Source organism: Massilia eurypsychrophila (assembly GCF_002760655.1).
In the GTDB taxonomy this organism is placed as follows: domain Bacteria; phylum Pseudomonadota; class Gammaproteobacteria; order Burkholderiales; family Burkholderiaceae_D; genus JAFCUW01.
Genome location: NZ_PDOC01000003.1, coordinates 54609 through 72093 on the forward strand (window position 1 = coordinate 54609; position 17485 = coordinate 72093).

The window sequence follows — 17485 nt, forward strand, 5'->3', positions numbered from 1 at the left end:
TCTCCATGCCCACGAATTTCTGCTGGTTTGCCATATTCTCAGTCTCCGCCGGCGCCGCCGCGCAGACGGTCGAAATCACCGCCACGCGCGACCGCGCGCGCCAGCTCGACACCGCCGCCGCCACGATTGTCGGCCGCGACGAACTGCTGCGCTATGGCGACCAGAGCGTGGCGGAGGCGTTGAAGCGGCTGCCCGGAATTACCGTCAGCGGCGCGCCGGGCCGCGGCGGTGACATCCGCATGCGCGGCCTCGGCAACGGCTACACCCAGGTGCTGCTGAACGGACAGCCGGTACCGTCCGGGTTTTCGATCGACTCCGTCGCGCCGGAGCTGATCGAACGGGTCGAGATCATGCGGGTGGCGAGCGCCGAACTGGGCACCCAGGCGATCGCCGGCACCATCAACATCGTGCTGCGCAAAAGCGCGTTGTCCGCGCAGCGCGAGGTCAAGCTGGCCCTTTCGGCGAGCAACGGCGAATACACGCCCGATGTCACCGCGCAGATAAGCGGCAAGGGCGCCGGCTGGACATACACGGTGCCCGTGGTCGCCACCGGCGCGCGCACGCGCACCGACACCGCCGCCGACGAATCGGGCTTCGGCAGTGACGGCGCGCCGACCCTGTTGCGCCGCACCGACGTCGGGCAAATGGACGTCCGCCCCAGCATCAACCTGACCCCGCGCATCAGCTGGACGCTGCCCAACGGCGGCTCGCTCAGCTCCCAGAACTTCATCCGATTGATGACGCTGGACCTCAGGACCGTGTCGAACGACCGCACGACGCTCGGCGCGCCGACGCGTTTCCCCGCTAACGATACGGTTTTTCGCGCCCACGCCGAAACGCTACGCAGCGACCTGCAATGGCTTCATCAGTCGGAAAGCGGCGCACGCTGGGACGTCAAGCTGGGGAGGAACCTGTTCCAGCGCGAAGCCGACAATACCTTCACGGGCGTGCGGGCAGATGGCGGCGGCACCCTGATGCGCGTGGTCGACTCGTCGGCCAGGGAGAATAGCAGCACGTTCGGCGGGAAGGTCACGCGCGCGCTGGACGGCGGCCACACGCTCGTCGCCGGATGGGACGCGGCGCGCGGCCGGCGTACCGAAACGCGCCGCGAGCACCTTCAGCCGGGCGACAGCGTGCCGTCGCTTGGCAACGAGGTCTACTCGTCCCGGCTCGACCGCATTGCGCTGTTCGCCCAGGACGACTGGAGCATCAACGCGGCGTTTTCGTTGTCGGCTGGCCTGCGCTGGGAGGCGCTGCGCACCCGCACCGAAGGCAACGTGCTCGATCAGGTGGAGCGGCGCACGCAGGTCGCAAGCCCGCTGCTGCAGGCGCTGTACAAGCTGTCCGACAAAGGGCAGCTGCGGGCCGGAGTGACCCGTACTTTCAAGATGCCGACGCTGATCAATCTGGCGCAGCGCCGTTACACGATCGATAATAACAACAGCCCGCTGAGCGCGGACATGCAAGGCAATCCATATCTGCTGCCCGAACGTGCGTGGGGTCTGGACCTGGCCTGTGAACGCTACTTCGGCAAGAACGCCATGGCCAGCGCCAGCGGCTACGCGCGGCGCATCGACGACGTCACCATCGACCAGGTTGCGCAGGTCGGCAGCACCTGGATCAGCACCCCTGTCAACGCCGGGCGCGCCCACACCTGGGGTATCGAACTCGAAGCGAAGTTTCCTTTGCAGTCAATCGTGCCGGCCGCACCTGCGCTGGACCTGCGCGCCAATGTGGCACGCAACTGGTCGCGCGTCGACGGCGTGCCACGGCCCGATAACCGCCTCGCCAGCCAGGTGCAGCTCAGCGCCGGCGTGGGCATCGACCTGCGCGTGGCGGCGGCGCCGGTGACCGTCGGCGCCAGCTTCAACTTCCAGGGAGGCGGGCCGGCGCGCCTGTCCGCGCGCAGGTCCAGCTGGAATGGCGTTCAGCGCGAACTGGGGATATATGCGTTGTGGCGCGTGGACGGCAGGAGCCAGTGGCGGATGTCGGCCGCCAACATGCTCGGGCAGGATAACCGGTCGCAGGAAGAGTTCGTGGATCTATCCGGGACTTTGCGAACCAAGGCGACGACGCCGTCCGCGGCCAGCGTGCGGCTGGCGTTCGAGCACAGATTCGACTGAGCAGGAGTGCTACTTGCTCTTTTTGGCTTTGACGAACACCGGTCCCCACAGCGGGTGCCCGTGTTCGCCCGGATCGAGGTCGAACGAAGGATCGAGCTTGAGCGCTTTTTCGAACTGTTGGCGGCACAGCGTCTGGCGCGACGTCACGCAGTAGCTGAAGGCGGTGTATTTCAGCGCTTGCAGTTGCGTCGCCTTCGATCCGCCTGATACATCGGCCGCGCCGAGGCGCTTGATGGCGTCGTTGTAGTCGCCGTTGTTATACATCGCCACGCCTTCCTTCAGGCCTGACTGCACCGGCGCCGCGGCCGCTGCCGGCGGCGCCGCCTCTGGGCGAGCGCCGGCTGCCGGCGTCGCGGGTTTGCCGCCAACGGCGGCCGGCAAGTTGGCGCAACCGGTGACGACGACGGCACCGAACAGGCAGGCGAGGGAAGCGAGGGTGCGAATACTGGTCATGTTGAAGTCCTGTGTTGTCTGTTATTTTTTTGCCGACGCGAAGTCATGCTCGATCGTGCCGGTTTTGCTCTTGCCTGGGTCGAGGTCAATCGAATGATCCGGAAAACTCGGGTTGACGATGCGGACCCTGTGTTTGCCGGCCGGTAGTACCAGTCGCTTCATCGGCGGGCTGACGCCTTTTTCGCGGCCGTTCACGTACACGGTTCCCCACGGCTTGATCGCCAGTTTGTAGGTCACCATCTCGACGACCGGCGCCACCGGCTTCGCTTCCGGCGCTGCCCGCGCAGGTTCGGCCGCCGGCGTCACTTTCGGTTCCTCCGACGCCGCAGCCACAGCCACCAGTGGCGTGGCGGCAGGCGCGGATGCTGCCGGCACCTGATCCTGCGCCAGCGGCGTGACCGGCGCCTCGATGGCGGGCGCGGAGGCAACCGGTGCCGCCGTATGCGGCAGCGCGATCATGATCGTATCGTCGGCGGTGCTTTGCACCAGCGCATACAGGCCGCTGCCGGCCACCAGCACCAGTGCGGCGGCGGCGGCGATCAGTTGCCAGCGCTTTTTGCCGACCAGCGGCACGGTGGCCGTGGCCGGAATCGGCGCGGCGTTCGCCGGCGCCGCTGCCGGCGGGGCCACCGGCATGGCGATCACAGTTTCGTCCGCATCTTGCGCGTCCGGGCGCGCGGCGGGCGCGCCGCGCTGGGTGGCGCCGAGCGCGCGCACCGGCGGCGGCGGCCCGAGCGACACGATGCCGAGCAGGTCGCGAAATTCGTCGATCGTCTGCGGCCGGTCGTGCGACAGCACCGCCAGGCCCTTGTCGATGGCGGCCAGGAATTCGGCACTGTAGCCTTCCGGCGCCAGCACTGCCAGCGGCGTCACCGGATCCTTGATCATGCGCGCGATCGAACTTGGCGGCGCCTGCTTGACGACGGCGAAGTACATCACCGCGGCGAGCGCATAGATGTCAGTGAACTGCCCCTGTTCGAGCGAGGCGTCGCCGGCGTACTGTTCCACCGGCGCGTAGCCGGGCTTGAGGATCACCGTCAGGCCCTTGGTCATGTCGCCGATGATCTGGCGCGCCGAGCCGAAGTCGAGCAGTACGGCGTCGCCATTTTCCTGCACGATGATGTTGTCCGGCGAGACGTCGCGGTGCACGATCTGCATCGTATACAGCATCTCGAGCGCCTGCAGAATCTGGCGCAGGATCTTGCGGCACCAGGCTTCGTCGACGATCTCCGGGCTGGCGGCGACGATGTCCTTGATGGTGCGGCCCTGGTAGTACTGCATCGCCGTGTAGGCGGTACGGTTCTGCTCCCAGAAGCGGTACACCTTGACCAGCGACGGATGGTCGAACTGGGCCAGGAAGCGTGCCTCGTTGATGAAGCTTTTCAGGCCGAGCTTGAACGTGTCCTGGTGCCGTTCGGCGCGCAGCGACACGCCGCGGTCGCCCCCGCGCATCGCCAGCGCGCCCGGCATGTATTCCTTGATCGCCAAGGTGCGCTGCAGCGAATGGTCGTAGGCGATGTAGACGATGCCGAAACCGCCTTCGCCAAGTACCCCGGTAATTTCGAAATCGGACAGGCGAGTGCCGACCGGCAGGCAGTTCTCCGAACCGCTGCCCGCCGTCACGCCGTCCTCGCCGCCTGGCCCTGATGTCGTCATGTCGCTGCTTCCTGCTGGTGCACGCGGATCGCGTACACCGAATAATTATCGCGTACCTTGCCGGCCGCCTTGACGGCGCCGTCGGCGATGGCGCACATCGCCGCCAGCCAGTCTTGGCTGCGCGAGCTCGCTGCCAGGGCTTGTTCCATCTCGTTCTCCTGCACCCATTCCCACAGGCCGTCACTGCAAACGAGCAGCGCGTCGCCGGCTTCGAGCGCGATGGCGTCGTCGCTGACGGCCACCGGAACTTCGCTCTCGGCGCCCACCGCGGCGACCAGGATGTGGCGTTGCGGGTGTAGGCGCAACTGGTCGGCGCTGACGTAGCCGGCCTCGATCAGCTGCTGCGTGAGGCTATGGTCCTTCGTCACCGCCAGCACGCGGCCGGCGCGAAACAGGTAGATGCGGGTGTCGCCGAGGTGGGCCCACACCGCGCTGGCGGCGTGTTCGTCGACCAGCAGAACGGCCACCGTCGAACTCATGTCGGCCAGCTCGGCATCGGCGCCGCGGGCTTCGGCGACGCTGTCGATCGACTTGCCGACATACGCCTGCAGCGCGGCCGCGCCGAACGACGGCGCCGCGCCGAATGCGCCGAGCACGGCGTCGGCGACCAGGCGCGACGCTACTTCGCCGCCATGGTGGCCGCCGGTGCCGTCGGCCACCACGAAGCAGGTCAGCGCGCCGTTGCGCGCCACGCCCATCGCGTCCTGGTTGGTCGCGCGCATGCCGATTTCACCGGCCTGCGCCCACGACAGCTTCACTGCGGCGCCGCTAGTCATGCTGGGCTTGATCGTCGGTGCGCTCGACTTCCTGTTCGTAGGCGGCCAAAAAGGCCGCGCCGAACAGGGTCTTGAACTGGTCTTGCGCTTCGCCGGCGATGGCGCCGTACTCGCGTTCGTACTGCCGCCACAGCGCGGCGGTGCGGCGCGACGGCGCCAGCTTGTCGATCAGGCCAGGCGCCGGCAGCGCCGCCGCCAGCCTGGCCGGGTCGAGCCGGTCCATCACTGCCTGCATGCTGGCGCGGGTGCCGGCGACAACGCCCATCTGGTGGCCGCGCAGGTCGTGCCAGGCGTCGTCGAGCGACTCGAGCGGTTCCATGAAGCCGGGCATTTTCTTGCGCAGCATCTGGGTCAGCACGGTCGGGCTGTCGGGGAAAAACTTCAGGGGATTGTTGTTGCGCACCAACACCATCGTGACGTCGGCCTTCGCTTCCTGCTTCACCAGCGAGCGCAGCGCCAGCAGGTCGATCGCGCCTTGCAGCGACTTGGCCATCAATTTGCCCAGCAGCTCCATCAGTTCCGGCGTCAGTTCGGCCGAGATCGCGTCGGCCGAAATGCCGGCGCCGCGCAGGAAAGCCTGCTTCAGCGCCCGCGCTTCCGACGACTCGAGCCCGGAAACTGGGGCGGCCGGGTCTGGTGCGGCAGGGGTAGGCATTGTCATTATTTTCAGGCGCGAGGACGCCTTATGTTTATCTACAGCAATAATGCCAGATTCGGCCGGATAGTGCACGTGCAAACGTGCACTGCCGGCCGCCTTCGCCGCGCTCTGTTGCGCCCGGTCAGGCCTCGATGAAGCGCATCTTGAAACTGCGGCCCTTGATGTTGCCGAAATCGCGGCCGAGCTTGTTGCCGGCGTTCAGGCGCGCAAATGCCTGTTCGGCGATGTGGCGATCGAGCGCGACATAGGTCTGGAACTCGGTGACATTGATCTTGCCGACCTGTTCCTTGAGCAGGCCGGCGTCGCCGGTCAGGGCGCCGAGCAGGTCGCCCGGGCGCAGCTTGTCCTTCTTGCCGCCCATGATGCACAGCGTGACCATCGGCGCCGGCGCCGCTTCCAGTTCGGCCCCTTCGAGTTCCTTCAGGTCGTGCCAGCTCGCTTTCGCGCCCTGGTAGTCCTCGATCAGGCGCACCCATTTTTTCTCGTTCGGCGCGCACAGCGACAGCGCCAGGCCCGATTCGCCGGCGCGGCCGGTGCGCCCGACGCGGTGGATGTGCACCTCGGTGTCTTTCGAGACGTCGACGTTGATCACCGCGCCAAGGTTGGCGATATCGAGGCCGCGCGCGGCGACGTCGGTGGCGACCAGCACCGAGCAGCTGCGGTTGGCGAACAGCACCAGGATCTCGTCGCGTTCGCGCTGTTCCAGTTCGCCGTACAAGGCCAGCGCCGAGAAACCCTGGCTGCGCAGTTCGGCCGCCAGTTCGCGACAGTGCACCTTGGTGTTACAGAACGCCAGCGTCGACACCGGCTTGAAATGCTTGAGCAGCATGCCGACAGCGGCGTCGCGCTCGTCGAAGCCGACTTCATAGAAGCGCTGCTCGATCTGGCTGGCGTCGTGCTGCGCCTCGACCTTGATCTCGACCGGGTCGCGCAAGAACAATTCGGTGGCGCGGCGGATGTCGTCCGGGTAGGTCGCGGAGAACAGCAAGGTCTGGCGCCGCGCCGGGCAGGCGCTGACGATGCCGGCGATCTCGTCGTAGAAACCCATGTCGGTCATGCGGTCCGCTTCGTCGAGTACCAGCGTCTGCACGTTCGACAGGTTCAAGGTGCCGCGCCCGAGGTGGTCGCGGATGCGGCCCGGCGTGCCGACGACGATGTGGGCGCCGTGTTCGAGCGACGCCATTTGCGGGCGCATCGGCGCGCCGCCGGTCAGCGTCAGGATCTTGATATTGCCTTCGCCGCGGGCGAGCCGGCGCAGTTCATTTGCCACCTGGTCGGCCAGCTCGCGCGTCGGGCACATCACCAGCCCCTGGATGGCGAACCAGGCGGGATTGAGCTTGTGCAGGATGCCGATGCCGAACGCCGCGGTCTTGCCACTGCCGGTCTTGGCCTGCGCGATCAGGTCGCGCCCGTGCAGCACCGGCGGCAGGCTCTGGGCCTGGATCGTCGTCATCTCGGTATAGCCGAGCGTGTCGAGATTGGCCAGCAGGGCGGGCGCGAGCGGCAGCGTGGAAAAGGCGTTGGGATTCATGGACGGGCCGATCGAAAGTTACGGGGAAAAGCGGTGCTGCGACAGCCAGTCTAGCAGGCGGCGGCCCACACCGGCAGCCCGGTCAGGTCGAGCCCTTCGTCGCGGCGCCATACCGGCAGGCCGCTGGCATCGGTATCGTCGAGCAGTTCGAGCTGGTGCTGGCGGATGCCGGTGATGCGGCTGCGTGGGGCGCGTTTGACTGGTGCACTGGCCATGTCCGGGGAGGCCGGCGGCAAATCGGCGTCGAAGCCTACCAGGTCCAACGTCGCGTTGTCTTTTTTGTCTCTCATGGCGCTCGCGTTGCAGCTGCGTTTTCCGCCGCGCGTGTCGTAAAACGCGCCGCAGAAAACAAAAGCCCGGCTGCAAGAGTCGGGCTCGATGTTTAAAACAAGTGTTTGGTTGCGGGGACAGGATTTGAACCTGTGACCTTCGGGTTATGAGCCCGACGAGCTGCCAGACTGCTCCACCCCGCAGGACAGATTATACGGACAATCGGCAGCTTGTGCAATGGGCAGTATTTTCTATCGTGCTGACAGCCGCCACAGCGACGTTACTTCGGCCGCGCGGGCCGTATGCAGCGGATCTGTTGCGTCGCTGGCGCGCGGATGAGTAGGGCGCACGTCATGGCGCTCGCTGACGGCCAGGCCGGCCGCGTCGATCATCGCCATCAACTGGTCGCGTGGGCGCAGGCCCAGGTGCTCGGCCAGGTCCGACAGGATCAGCCAGCCTTCGCCGGCGGGGGCGAGGTGATCTGCCAGGCCGTTGAGGAAGCCCTTCAGCATGCGGCTGTCCGGGTCGTAGATCGCCGCTTCGATCGATGAGCTGGGGCGGCCCGGCAGCCAGGGCGGATTGCAGACGATCAGCGGCGCGCGTCCGTCCGGGAACAGGTCGGCCTGGATCACCTCGACCTGGTCGTCGTAGCCGAGCCGGTGGATGTTTTCGCGCGCGCAGGACAGCGCCCGCTGGTCCATGTCGGTGGCGACGACTTTGGCCACGCCGCGCTTGGCCAGCAGCGCGGCCAGCACGCCGGTGCCGGCGCCGATGTCGAAGGCGAGACTGGCGTCGGCCGGCAGAGGGGCATTGGCGACCAGGTCGACGTACTCGCCGCGGATGGGCGAGAACACGCCGTAGTGCGGGTGGATGCGCGCGTCGAGCGCCGCGATCTCGACGCCGTTCTTGCGCCACTCATGGGCGCCGATCAGGCCAAGCAGCTCGCGCAGCGACGCCACGAACGGCTGGTCCGCCCGTCCGTACGCTTCGTTGCAGGCCTGCTGGACATCCGGGGCGCGGCGCAGCGGGATGGTGTAGTCGGCGTCGAACGGGATCAGCAGCATGGCCAGCGTGCGGGCGCGCTGCGACTGCGCCTGGCGGTGCAGGTGAAACGCTTCGGCCGCGCTGGCCGGCACTTTAGGAGTTTTGGCGCGCCTGCCCTTGTCGCCCTTGTGGTCGGCGCGCCGCGCCAGCGCCTGCAGCAGCTGGCGCGCGTTCTGGAAGTCGCCGCGCCACAGCAGCGCGGTGCCTTCGCAGGCCAGGCGGTAGGCCAGGTCGGCCGGCGTCTGGTCGTTGGCGATCACGACTTTTTTCGGCGCCGGCATGCCGCTTTCGGAGCGCCACAGCGCCGAGCGTTCGACATCGCCCTCGGTCCAGTGGATGCGGGCGGGCGTGCCGGTGGCGGGAAGGTCGGACATGGCGGGGCAATCGAAATGACAATGCCGCCATTATAGGCGCTGCGCCCCGGGCGTGGCCCGGGGTCAGGCTCAGGCGCTGGTGACGGTGGTGCTGGCGGCCGGCTCGCTGTACGAAGCCAGCGCGCGATTGCGCTCGACGGTGGAGGCGAGCGGATTGTCCTGCGGCGCGCGCGGCGCCAGCAGCGCGGCGGTGTTTACCAGGCGGATCAGGCGCAGCGACAGGTTGCCCTTGTTGCCGTCGTTTTTGCCGGAATCGGCCGACACTTCCAGCTCGCGGCCGAGCAGCTTGAACAGGTCTGACAGGCTGCCCGGGAATTTCACCTCGGGCAGCTGCTTGCCGGTCAGCGCGGCCATCGGCTGCGACTCGGCCGGCGCCTGCTCGGCGCTGCGCGTTTGCTGACTGGACGCCGTGATCGATGCCTCGTACCTGACTTCGATGTCGAAATCGAAAACCTGGCCATCGTTGGTGGTGATCTGGCCGCGGCCGATGAACGACGAGCTCTCGTGGAACTGCAGCGAGGCCGTGTTGATGCTGCCGCTGGCGTTCTCGAAGTGTTCGACGGAGGTGCTCAGGCTGGTGTCGGCCGTCATGCTGATGGCGCTGAAATTGAAGGTCGCCCCCTTGGCGGCATCGCCAAACAGGCTCTCCGCGAACTTGCTGAGGAAGTTTTGCGCTACATCAACCGTCCGGTCGCCCAGCTTGGCCACGCGGGCGTCCAGCGCCTCCTGCGACAGGCTCACGTTGTTCGATGACAGCGCCACCGGCTCGACCACTGGCAGGCGGGCGGGCACTTTGCCGCTCGCCAACGCTTGCGGCACCACCGTGCTTTCCTGCTGGGCAGGCTTGAACAGGGGCGATTGGATCGGGCGCGAGCCCAGTGCGGACAGAGTGGACATGATGGTCAGCCTTCATCTCGTTGATGAGCGTATACAGGGTAACGACCGTGGCCCGGTTTACTTTAGCTGCTTATTTGATATTTTTAATGATGATGCATCCATCCATCGTCATTTGCTTGCAGGTAGGACTCGACGGCGGCTTTGTTGCCGGTCGCATGGCGTTTGACTTCGCCGCAGGCGCAGATGCCCTGGTACGGCTGGATATGGGAGCAGGCGGACACCTTCTGCAGGAAGACTTTGACTGCCTTCGAGCAGTTGGCGCACTTGAAAGTGAGGATACGGGCTGGTTTCAACATAAGAGAAAGGGTAAGTAAGGTAGGGCGCCATTTTATCAAACTGGGGTCAGGTCTGACATTCGGACATTTTGCTGGGGTCAGGTCTGACATTCGGACATTTTGCTGGGGTCAGGTCTGACATTCGGACATTTTTGGCGAGCTCGTCCACCAGAATGATCGCGGTTTGCAACGATCCGAGCCCGCAGAGTTCGCTTGCCACCATCCCAAATGTCCGAATGTCAGACCTGACCCCAGCTTTTTGTCCGAATGTCAGACCTGACCCCAGCTTTTTTTTGGGGAGCGGGCGCTATTGCACCGTCACGCTGCTGCTGCCGGCGCCGCCCGGCTGCACCATGATCTTGGTGGCGATGCGTTCCGTCATCTCCTGCACGTGCGAGATGACGCCGACCTTGCGTCCCATCGATTGCAGCCCGTCCAGTGCGTCCATCGCGATGCGCAGCGTATCGCTGTCAAGGCTGCCGAAGCCCTCGTCGATGAACAGCGACTCGACCCGCACCCGGTTCGACGACAGCGACGCCAGGCCAAGCGCCAGCGCCAGCGACACCAGGAACGACTCGCCGCCGGACAGCGAATTGACGCCGCGTACCTCGCCGCCCATGTCCTGGTCGCGCACCATCAGGCCGAGCGATGGGCCGCCATTGCTGACGATCCGCTCCAGCCGGTAGCGCTTGGCCAGCTCCGCCAGGTGGCTGTTGGCGTACCCCAGCAGAACGTCGAGCGTGAACTGCTGCGCGTAGTTGCGGAATTTTTTGCCGTCCTGCGATCCGATCAGCTCGGACAGCTTGCCCCAGCGCCGCTCGGCCACCTGCTGCGTGTCGATTTCGGCCAGCACCGCCGCGCCGATCGCGCGGCGCGCATCGTCCTGCGCCGCCGCCAGCCGCAGGCCGGCCGACAGGTCGTGCGCCGCCTTGCGCTCCGCCAGCGCCGCCGCCAGCGCCGCGGCCACCGGATCGGCGCCCGCTTCGGCGTCGGCCGGCGCCACCAATTGATGCTGCTCGCGCTGGGCGCGGCGCTCGGCCAGCACCGTCGCCGCGCGCGCCACGGCGGCATCGAATGCGTCGATGGCGGCCCGTTCGAGGGCGATGGCGTCCGGCGTCACCGCCAACAGCGCGGCCAGGCTGTCGATCGGGCCGAGCCCCGGATGGCGCGCCGGGAACGCTTCGAGCCATGCGCTCACGCGTGCCGCTGCGGCATCGGCCGAGGCAGCGATCGATTCGCGCCGCTGCGTGTTGTGCGCCAGGGCTTCGCGTACGCGCACCACTTCCTGGCCGGCCCGCACGCCGGCATCCTGCTGCTGCGCCAGCGCGGCGCGCGCCGTGTCGATGGCGCCGGCCAGCGCCAGTTCGATGCCGCGCGCCGGCGCGCCGTCCCACAACTGGCCGCGCTCGCGCCGCATGGCGCCGGTCTCCAGATCGATTTGGGCGAATCCTGCCTGTGCGGCAGCTTCGATGCGGCGCGCCTGCTCCAGCCGCAGGCACGCGGCGTCGTGCTCCGCTGCCAGCGTGCCAATGGCCAGCGCGCGTTTTGCCTGCTGTGCCGATTGTTCGTTCCATTGCTGCGCCTCGGCTTCGCGCGCGGTGCGAAAGCGCGCAGGCGCTGCCTGCCATCGTGCTTGCCAGTCGCCTTCGAACGCGCCGTCGAGTTCCTCCAGCAAAGCTGCCAGCGCAAGCCCTTCTTGATCGCGCCGGTCGGTAAGCGCGTTCATCTCATTGGCCGCGACGACCAGCTGGCTGCGCGCCGCTACCGCCGCCGCCTGCAACCGTGCCTGGCCGGCGGCAGCCTTGTCGCAGCTGGCCTGCGCGCTGTCCTTGGCGCGTGCGGCCTCGCGCGCCGCCTGTTCGCTCACGTCCAACAGCGTCGATTGATCTTTCAGCGCCGCGAGCTGGCCGGCAAACCACTCTACGCGCTCGTCGTCGGGCGGCGCTTCGGCGGCGGCGGGGTGCGCCTCCCAGCGACCGGCCAGCTGCGCCGCGCGCACTGCCAGAGCCGCCGCGTCAAGCGCCTGGGCCGACAGCTGGGTGGCTGCCGAATCGGCGCCGGCGCGCTGCGTGGCCTGCTGCGCCAAATTCTCGCGCAGCAGCTTGTGGCAGCGCTGCACTTCAGCGCGCAGCGTAGCCAGAAGGGCGTGCAGGCGCGCATCCTGGTGCTGGTACGGGTGTTCGGCACTGCCGCACACCGGGCACGGTTCGTCATCGACGAGTTGAGAGCGCAAGTCTTCGACACTGTCGGCACAGGCCAGTTCGGCCGCGCTCAGCGAGCGTTCCGCCTGTTCGGCGGCGGCCGCGCACGGCGCCGCTAGTGCAAGCGCCGCCGCCAGCGCTGTCTCGGCCGCGTCCTTCAGCGCTACGAGCCGCGTGCCTTGTTCGGTGACCTGCTGCAGGCGCTCGCGCGTGGCCGACAGTTCGCTCCAGATCCTTTCGCCGCCGCCGAGCGATTCGCGGCGCGCATCGACCAGGCCACGCTCGGCGCGCATCTGCTCGGCGTCGAAAGTGGCCAGCGTGCCGATGGCTTGCTGGCGCGCGTTTTCCGCCTCGGCCAGCGACGTCGTTGCGCTCTCGGCTTTGGCGCGCGCTTCGGCGTCGGCTGCGCGCGCGCGCTCCGCTGTTTGCTGCGCCGTGGCCAGAGCAGTGGCCAGCGTTGCCTGGTTCGCCGCACCCTGGCCGGCTTGCGCCAGCAGTTTGTCCCAGCGCGGCCACTGGGCGGCAAGCATCTCGAACTGCCGATGCGCCGCCAGCCACGTGTCGCCGGCTTCGCGCGCGACGTGGGACTCGTCAAGCTGCGCTGTCTTCGCTGCCAGCGCCTCCTGTGCCAGCACCGCGTCGCGCTGCGCCGCCTCACGCACGGACATGGCTTGCGCATGCGCCGGCGCCTGCGTGGCGATGGCGGCATCGAGGGCCTTTGCGCGGTCCAACTGCGGCGCGGCAGCGCGTTGCGCCTGCTCGGCGTCGGCGAGCGCGCCGGCAGCGGCGGTGGACGCCAGCGCCGCTTGCTCTTGCACCGCGACGGCGCCCTGCAGGGCGGCTTCGCCCGCCGTCAGCGCCGCTTGCAGCGCTCGCTGTTCGGCCGCCAGCCGCTCGCTGTCGGCCACCAGCGCGCGCGCCGGCTGCACCGCATCGAGCGTGGCCAGCGCGGTTCGCCGCCCGGCTGCCGCAGCCGCGTTGGCGGTCGCTGCACTCAAGTCCACGTCGGCCTGCGCTTCGTGCTGGCGCAGCCGGGCAGCATCCTGGTGCCAGCGCAGGTTGCGCTCGAGTAGCTCCTTGCGCTCGTCGATGGCGGCCAGCGCCAGGTCGGCCGCCGCGCGCTGTTCGTCGAGCGCGCTGCGCTCGTCGGCCGCCAGCGGCGTCTGGTCCTTCAGCCGCGCCGCCAGCTGCGCGCTGAGGCCTTGCTCGATCCGGTAGCGCTCATGCGCGCGCTTCGAGATGTCGCTGTAGATCGCGCTGCCGGTCAAGGTCTCGAGCAGCGCGCCGCGTTCGTTTTCCTCGGTTTTGAGGAAGGCCGAAAATTCGTTCTGCGCCAGCAGCACCGCGCGCGTGAACTGCTCGAACGACAGCCCGATGCGCTGCACGATTTCGGCCTGCACTTCGGTCTTGGTGCCGCCCAGCGCGGCCAGTTCGGGCAGGCGGTGCAGCGTCATGGCCGAGCTTTGCAGCGCGCCGCTGGCCCGCCGGTGCGCGCGTCGCACGCTCCAGTTGGCGCGGTAGCGGCCACCGTCGTTGCCGACGAAGTCGACTTCGGCCTCCGCTTCGGCCGCGCCGCGCCGCAGCAGCGAGCGCGGATCCTGCGCCGTCACCGTCTCGGCGCCGACGTCAGGCAGCTGGCTGCCGACGCCGCGCCTGAGCAAACGCGGCGTGGCGTCGTACAGCGCCAGGCACAGCGCGTCGAGCAGGGTGCTCTTGCCGGCGCCGGTCGGTCCGCTGATGGCGAACAGACCAGATGATGCCAGCGGCTCCTGCTCGAAGTCGACCGCGAACTCGCCGGCCAGCGACGCCAGGTTCTTGCCGCTGATTTTCAGGATCCTCATGACGCGGTCTCGGCGCCGGCTGCCAGCACCAGTTCGGCAAAAGCGCTTTGCTGATCCGACGGCGCATCCTCGCCATACCGTTGCAGGTACAGGCGCCGGAAAATGTCGTCCGGCTCCATCTGCGCCAGCTGGTCGAGCGTCATCGCCGCCGTCTCCGGCGCCACGGTCTGCAGGCGGCGGGTCGGTTCGATCTTGGCGAGGCGCACCGGCTTGCCGGCCAGCGCCGCCTCGATGCGCCCGCGCAGGCCCGGCTCCGGCGCGTCGAGCAGCACCCGCACTTCGATGAACGGCTGCGCCGCCGGCGGCAGGTCGGCATCGAACTGCAGCGCCGCCAGCGCGGCCAGCGCTTCGTCCAGCGGCGCCGGCTGCGGCGGCACGCGCAGCAGCTGCACCGCGCGCGGCACCATCAGCGGCGTCACTTCGCGCGCAACGCCATCGGCGAGGTCGATGCGCAGCACCTGGTGCTGGTAGCCGACTTCGGCGAACGACAGCGGCAGCGGGCTGCCGCAATAGCGGATGTGCTCCTTCTGTCCGACCCGCTGCGCCAGGTGCAGGTGGCCCAGCGCGACGTAGGCGATCGACGCATCGAACATGGTCGCCGGCAGCGCCTCGGTGCCGCCGATGACGATGCGGCGCTCGGACTCGAGCGAGGCCTGGCCGTCCACCATGTGACAGTGGCCCATCGCCAGGATCGCCTGGCCGGGCAGGCGGCGCGCCTGCGCCAGCGCACAGGCCTGCTGATACAGCGTGGCGATGCCATGCGAGTACGGGTCGAGCGGCGCCTCGCCGTCGGCGGCGGCGAAGCGCGGCAGGTCGCCCGGGCGCAGGAAAGGAATCGCCACGCACCACGCGGCCACGGCGCCGTCCTTGTCGTGCAGCGGCACCAGCATGCGCTCGATGTCGATCTCGCCGGCGGCGTGGCGCGTGACGTGGCCGACCACCACCGTGCCGTGCGCTTCCAGTAGCGGCCCTGGCGCCTCCAGCCGTCCGGGCGAATCGTGATTGCCGGCGATGACGACGATGTCGAGCCGCGGCGCGCGGGCGCGTGCCTGCTGCAGGAAGCGGTACAGCTGCTTTTGCGCGCCGGCCGACGGATTGGCGGTGTCGAACACATCGCCGGAGATCAGCAGCGCGTCGGCCTGTTCGGCGACGATGGTGTCGAGCAGCCAGTCGAGGAAGCACTGGTGCTCGTAGCTGCGGTCAAAATTATGGAGGGTCTGGCCGAGGTGCCAGTCGGAGGTGTGCAACAGCCGCATGAGGTCGCTTAAATTCTGAAAACAATCGCTTACTATAACGCAGAGTTCATCGGCCGCGCCGCGGCCGGATCTTCATTAGAATGCATGCATGACCGAACTGACCATGACTCCCGCCGCCGCCCGCGCGCTGCACCTGGCCGCGCAGGGCATGCTGCAGCCGCGCCGCGCGAAGGCGGTAAAAGAAGACGTGATGGCGGCGATCCGCGCGATGGGCGTGCTGCAGATCGACACCATCAGCGTGGTCGCGCGCAGTCCCTACCTGGTGCTGTGGAGCCGGCTTGGTGACTACGACCCGGCCTGGCTCGACCAGCACCTGGCCGAAGGGCGCCTGTTCGAATACTGGGCGCACGAAGCTTGCTTCGTGCCGATCGAGCACTACGGCCTGTATCGCCACCGCATGCTCGATCCTTCGGCGATGGGCTGGAAGTATTCGGCCAGCTGGATGAGCGAGCGCGCCGCCGACGTGGCGGCCGTGCTGGCGCACATCCGCGCCAACGGCCCGACCCGCTCGTCGGACTTCGAGCGCAGCGACGGCAAGTCCGGCGCCTGGTGGGGCTGGAAGAGCGAGAAGCGCTCGCTCGAAGCGCTGTTTACCGCCGGCCAGCTGATGATCGCGCGGCGCCACAACTTCCAGCGCGTGTACGACCTGGCGGAGCGCGTGCACCCGGCATGGCACGACAGCCGCCTGGCGCCGCTGCCCGACACGCGCCGCGAGCTGGTGCTGCAAGCGGTGAAGGCGCTCGGCGTGTGCAAGGCGGCGTGGATTCCCGACTACCACCGCACGCGCCGGCCGCATCCCGACCCGGAGCAGCTGGTCGCCGAAGGCGCGCTGCTGCGCGCCAGCGTGACCGGCTGGGAGGCGCCTGTCTATATACATCCGAATCACGGCGAGCTGGCGCAGCGCGCGGCGGCAGGGGACTTGAGCGCCAGCGTGACGACGCTGTTGTCGCCGTTCGATCCGATCGTCTGGGACCGTCGGCGCGCGCTCGAACTGTTCGGCTTCGATTACCGGCTCGAGTGCTACACGCCGGCGCCCAAGCGCCAGTATGGCTACTTCACGCTGCCGATCCTGCGCCGCGGCGCGCTGGTCGGCCGCGTCGACGCCAAGGCACACCGGCGCGCCGGCGCCTTTGAAATTAAGTCGCTGGTGCTGGAGCCGGGCGTGCGCACCAGCGCCCTGTTCTGCCGCGACATCGCCGCCGCGCTGTTGCGCTGCGCACGCTGGCACGGCTGTCCGCAGGTCACGCTGACGCAGGCGAGCCCGGCCGTTTTCGGCGCACAATTGCAAGCGGTGCTGGCTGAACTCGGTACTTGTTGAAGACATACTTTTCATTGGCATGGCGCAACGGGCTTAACCCTTGTCAAGCCTCCAAGTTTGCGCTAGATCAAACACAGACCTGTCGACCATCTTTACACTCATTCATTCGGGCTGATGACAAAAGCAACTCACTCCAAGCCGGTTCCAACCACGACATTCCTCGCCGAAGCATTGGCTCCCACCTGGCGGGCCGGCGTCGCGCTGGGCAAAAGGAGAACGAATGCTAACTGCAACATACACGCTGGTTGCCCTGTCGGTCGAGCAAGCAAGCGTCCGAGTAAGTCTGCAGTCCCTACAAAAAGTGCTCTATAACAATTTCGTCCAACAGCGCGCGCTGACCCCAGGCCAGGTTGACTACGCGTGCGACGCGCTGCGCCGCCTGTATGACACTTGCCACTGGCGCAAGATCGAAAAATTCCTCATTCCGGCCATCCACCGCGCCACCCACGAAGCGGACCAGTTGCTTGCCGAGCTCGACCATCTCAACAGCACGGCCGCCGAGGCGATGGGCGAAATCGCCGAACGGTTCGCCGGCTTGTCGGTCGACTCCGCCGACCGCGTCGCCGACTTTTGCGCGGCGGTCGACACGTTCTGCAATTCATTGCTGCAGCGCCTGGCGCGCGAAGAACAGGAATTGTTTCCCGTTGCCCGCACCGTCATCTCCGGCGAAGCGTGGTTCTCGATCGCCAACAAGATGCTGGCCCACGAAGCCTACATGCAGGAAACCAAGCCGCGTCCGGGCCCTGTCGCACCGATCGCGCGTGGCCGCCTGGCCAGCCAGCGCGCCAGCCGCGTTACGTTGACGCACTGAT

General features: G+C 67.7%; 14 protein-coding genes and 1 tRNA gene. 3 read left to right on the forward strand and 12 right to left on the reverse strand.

The window, feature by feature from the left end; translation table 11 throughout:
- The first annotated feature begins 5 nt into the window (after positions 1-5).
- Positions 6-2123: a TonB-dependent receptor plug domain-containing protein gene (locus tag CR105_RS05880; protein WP_099787524.1), complete on the forward strand. Its 2118-nt coding sequence runs from the start codon at positions 6-8 to the stop codon at positions 2121-2123.
- A gap of 9 nt (positions 2124-2132) precedes the next feature.
- On the opposite strand, the gene CR105_RS05885 is transcribed toward CR105_RS05880, so the two are convergent.
- From CR105_RS05885 to CR105_RS05940, 12 genes are all read right to left on the reverse strand, one after another.
- Positions 2133-2576, reverse strand: a complete 444-nt coding sequence (locus CR105_RS05885; RefSeq protein ID WP_099787525.1) for a TssQ family T6SS-associated lipoprotein — start codon at positions 2574-2576, stop codon at positions 2133-2135.
- 21 nt (positions 2577-2597) lie between these two features.
- Complete coding sequence (locus CR105_RS05890; RefSeq protein ID WP_099787526.1) at positions 2598-4232, reverse strand: serine/threonine-protein kinase; 1635 nt, start codon at positions 4230-4232, stop codon at positions 2598-2600.
- Positions 4229-5008 (reverse strand): PP2C family protein-serine/threonine phosphatase, encoded by a 780-nt coding sequence (locus CR105_RS05895; RefSeq protein ID WP_099787527.1) that lies wholly within the window; start codon positions 5006-5008, stop codon positions 4229-4231. The genes CR105_RS05890 and CR105_RS05895 overlap by 4 nt, the downstream gene beginning before the upstream one ends.
- The gene (gene tagH / locus CR105_RS05900; RefSeq protein ID WP_267873888.1) at positions 5001-5738 is read right to left on the reverse strand and encodes a type VI secretion system-associated FHA domain protein TagH; all 738 of its coding nucleotides are present in this window, start codon (positions 5736-5738) and stop codon (positions 5001-5003) included. The genes CR105_RS05895 and tagH overlap by 8 nt, the downstream gene beginning before the upstream one ends.
- A 49-nt stretch (positions 5739-5787) precedes the next feature.
- Complete coding sequence (dbpA, locus tag CR105_RS05905) at positions 5788-7197, reverse strand: ATP-dependent RNA helicase DbpA (RefSeq protein WP_099787529.1); 1410 nt, start codon at positions 7195-7197, stop codon at positions 5788-5790.
- Between the two features lie 50 nt (positions 7198-7247).
- Entirely contained in the window at positions 7248-7487 is a 240-nt protein-coding gene (locus tag CR105_RS05910; protein WP_099787530.1) for a hypothetical protein, read from the reverse strand.
- 106 nt (positions 7488-7593) lie between these two features.
- A tRNA-Met gene (locus CR105_RS05915) sits at positions 7594-7670 on the reverse strand.
- Positions 7671-7718: 48 nt separating this feature from the next.
- Positions 7719-8885: a methyltransferase gene (locus CR105_RS05920; RefSeq protein WP_099787531.1), complete on the reverse strand. Its 1167-nt coding sequence runs from the start codon at positions 8883-8885 to the stop codon at positions 7719-7721.
- 69 nt (positions 8886-8954) lie between these two features.
- Positions 8955-9782: a hypothetical protein gene (locus CR105_RS05925; protein ID WP_099787532.1), complete on the reverse strand. Its 828-nt coding sequence runs from the start codon at positions 9780-9782 to the stop codon at positions 8955-8957.
- 83 nt (positions 9783-9865) lie between these two features.
- Positions 9866-10078: a hypothetical protein gene (locus CR105_RS28810; RefSeq protein WP_099787533.1), complete on the reverse strand. Its 213-nt coding sequence runs from the start codon at positions 10076-10078 to the stop codon at positions 9866-9868.
- Between the two features lie 286 nt (positions 10079-10364).
- A complete protein-coding gene (locus tag CR105_RS05935; RefSeq protein WP_099787534.1) occupies positions 10365-14099 on the reverse strand; it encodes an AAA family ATPase in 3735 nt (1244 codons plus the stop codon).
- The gene (locus CR105_RS05940; RefSeq protein ID WP_099787535.1) at positions 14096-15355 is read right to left on the reverse strand and encodes an exonuclease SbcCD subunit D C-terminal domain-containing protein; all 1260 of its coding nucleotides are present in this window, start codon (positions 15353-15355) and stop codon (positions 14096-14098) included. Before CR105_RS05940 ends, CR105_RS05935 begins: the two co-directional genes overlap by 4 nt.
- Before the next feature lie 88 nt (positions 15356-15443).
- Here CR105_RS05940 and CR105_RS05945 point away from each other — a divergent pair, with 88 nt between their 5' ends.
- Complete coding sequence (locus CR105_RS05945; protein ID WP_099787536.1) at positions 15444-16673, forward strand: winged helix-turn-helix domain-containing protein; 1230 nt, start codon at positions 15444-15446, stop codon at positions 16671-16673.
- A gap of 220 nt (positions 16674-16893) precedes the next feature.
- Complete coding sequence (locus tag CR105_RS05950) at positions 16894-17484, forward strand: hemerythrin domain-containing protein (protein ID WP_131021639.1); 591 nt, start codon at positions 16894-16896, stop codon at positions 17482-17484.
- Position 17485 lies beyond the last annotated feature (1 nt).

What these genes read in the sequence shown, in the direction of transcription:
- CR105_RS05880 (WP_099787524.1), top strand. Translation starts at nt 6, where the DNA reads ATGCCCACGAATTTCTGCTGGTTTGCCATATTCTCAGTCTCCGCCGGC.
- CR105_RS05885 (WP_099787525.1), bottom strand. Translation starts at nt 2,576, where the DNA reads ATGACCAGTATTCGCACCCTCGCTTCCCTCGCCTGCCTGTTCGGTGCC.
- CR105_RS05890 (WP_099787526.1), bottom strand. Translation starts at nt 4,232, where the DNA reads ATGACGACATCAGGGCCAGGCGGCGAGGACGGCGTGACGGCGGGCAGC.
- CR105_RS05895 (WP_099787527.1), bottom strand. Translation starts at nt 5,008, where the DNA reads ATGACTAGCGGCGCCGCAGTGAAGCTGTCGTGGGCGCAGGCCGGTGAA.
- dbpA (WP_099787529.1), bottom strand. Translation starts at nt 7,197, where the DNA reads ATGAATCCCAACGCCTTTTCCACGCTGCCGCTCGCGCCCGCCCTGCTG.
- CR105_RS05910 (WP_099787530.1), bottom strand. Translation starts at nt 7,487, where the DNA reads ATGAGAGACAAAAAAGACAACGCGACGTTGGACCTGGTAGGCTTCGAC.
- CR105_RS05920 (WP_099787531.1), bottom strand. Translation starts at nt 8,885, where the DNA reads ATGTCCGACCTTCCCGCCACCGGCACGCCCGCCCGCATCCACTGGACC.
- CR105_RS05925 (WP_099787532.1), bottom strand. Translation starts at nt 9,782, where the DNA reads ATGTCCACTCTGTCCGCACTGGGCTCGCGCCCGATCCAATCGCCCCTG.
- CR105_RS28810 (WP_099787533.1), bottom strand. Translation starts at nt 10,078, where the DNA reads ATGTTGAAACCAGCCCGTATCCTCACTTTCAAGTGCGCCAACTGCTCG.
- CR105_RS05935 (WP_099787534.1), bottom strand. Translation starts at nt 14,099, where the DNA reads ATGAGGATCCTGAAAATCAGCGGCAAGAACCTGGCGTCGCTGGCCGGC.
- CR105_RS05940 (WP_099787535.1), bottom strand. Translation starts at nt 15,355, where the DNA reads ATGCGGCTGTTGCACACCTCCGACTGGCACCTCGGCCAGACCCTCCAT.
- CR105_RS05945 (WP_099787536.1), top strand. Translation starts at nt 15,444, where the DNA reads ATGACCGAACTGACCATGACTCCCGCCGCCGCCCGCGCGCTGCACCTG.
- CR105_RS05950 (WP_131021639.1), top strand. Translation starts at nt 16,894, where the DNA reads ATGCTAACTGCAACATACACGCTGGTTGCCCTGTCGGTCGAGCAAGCA.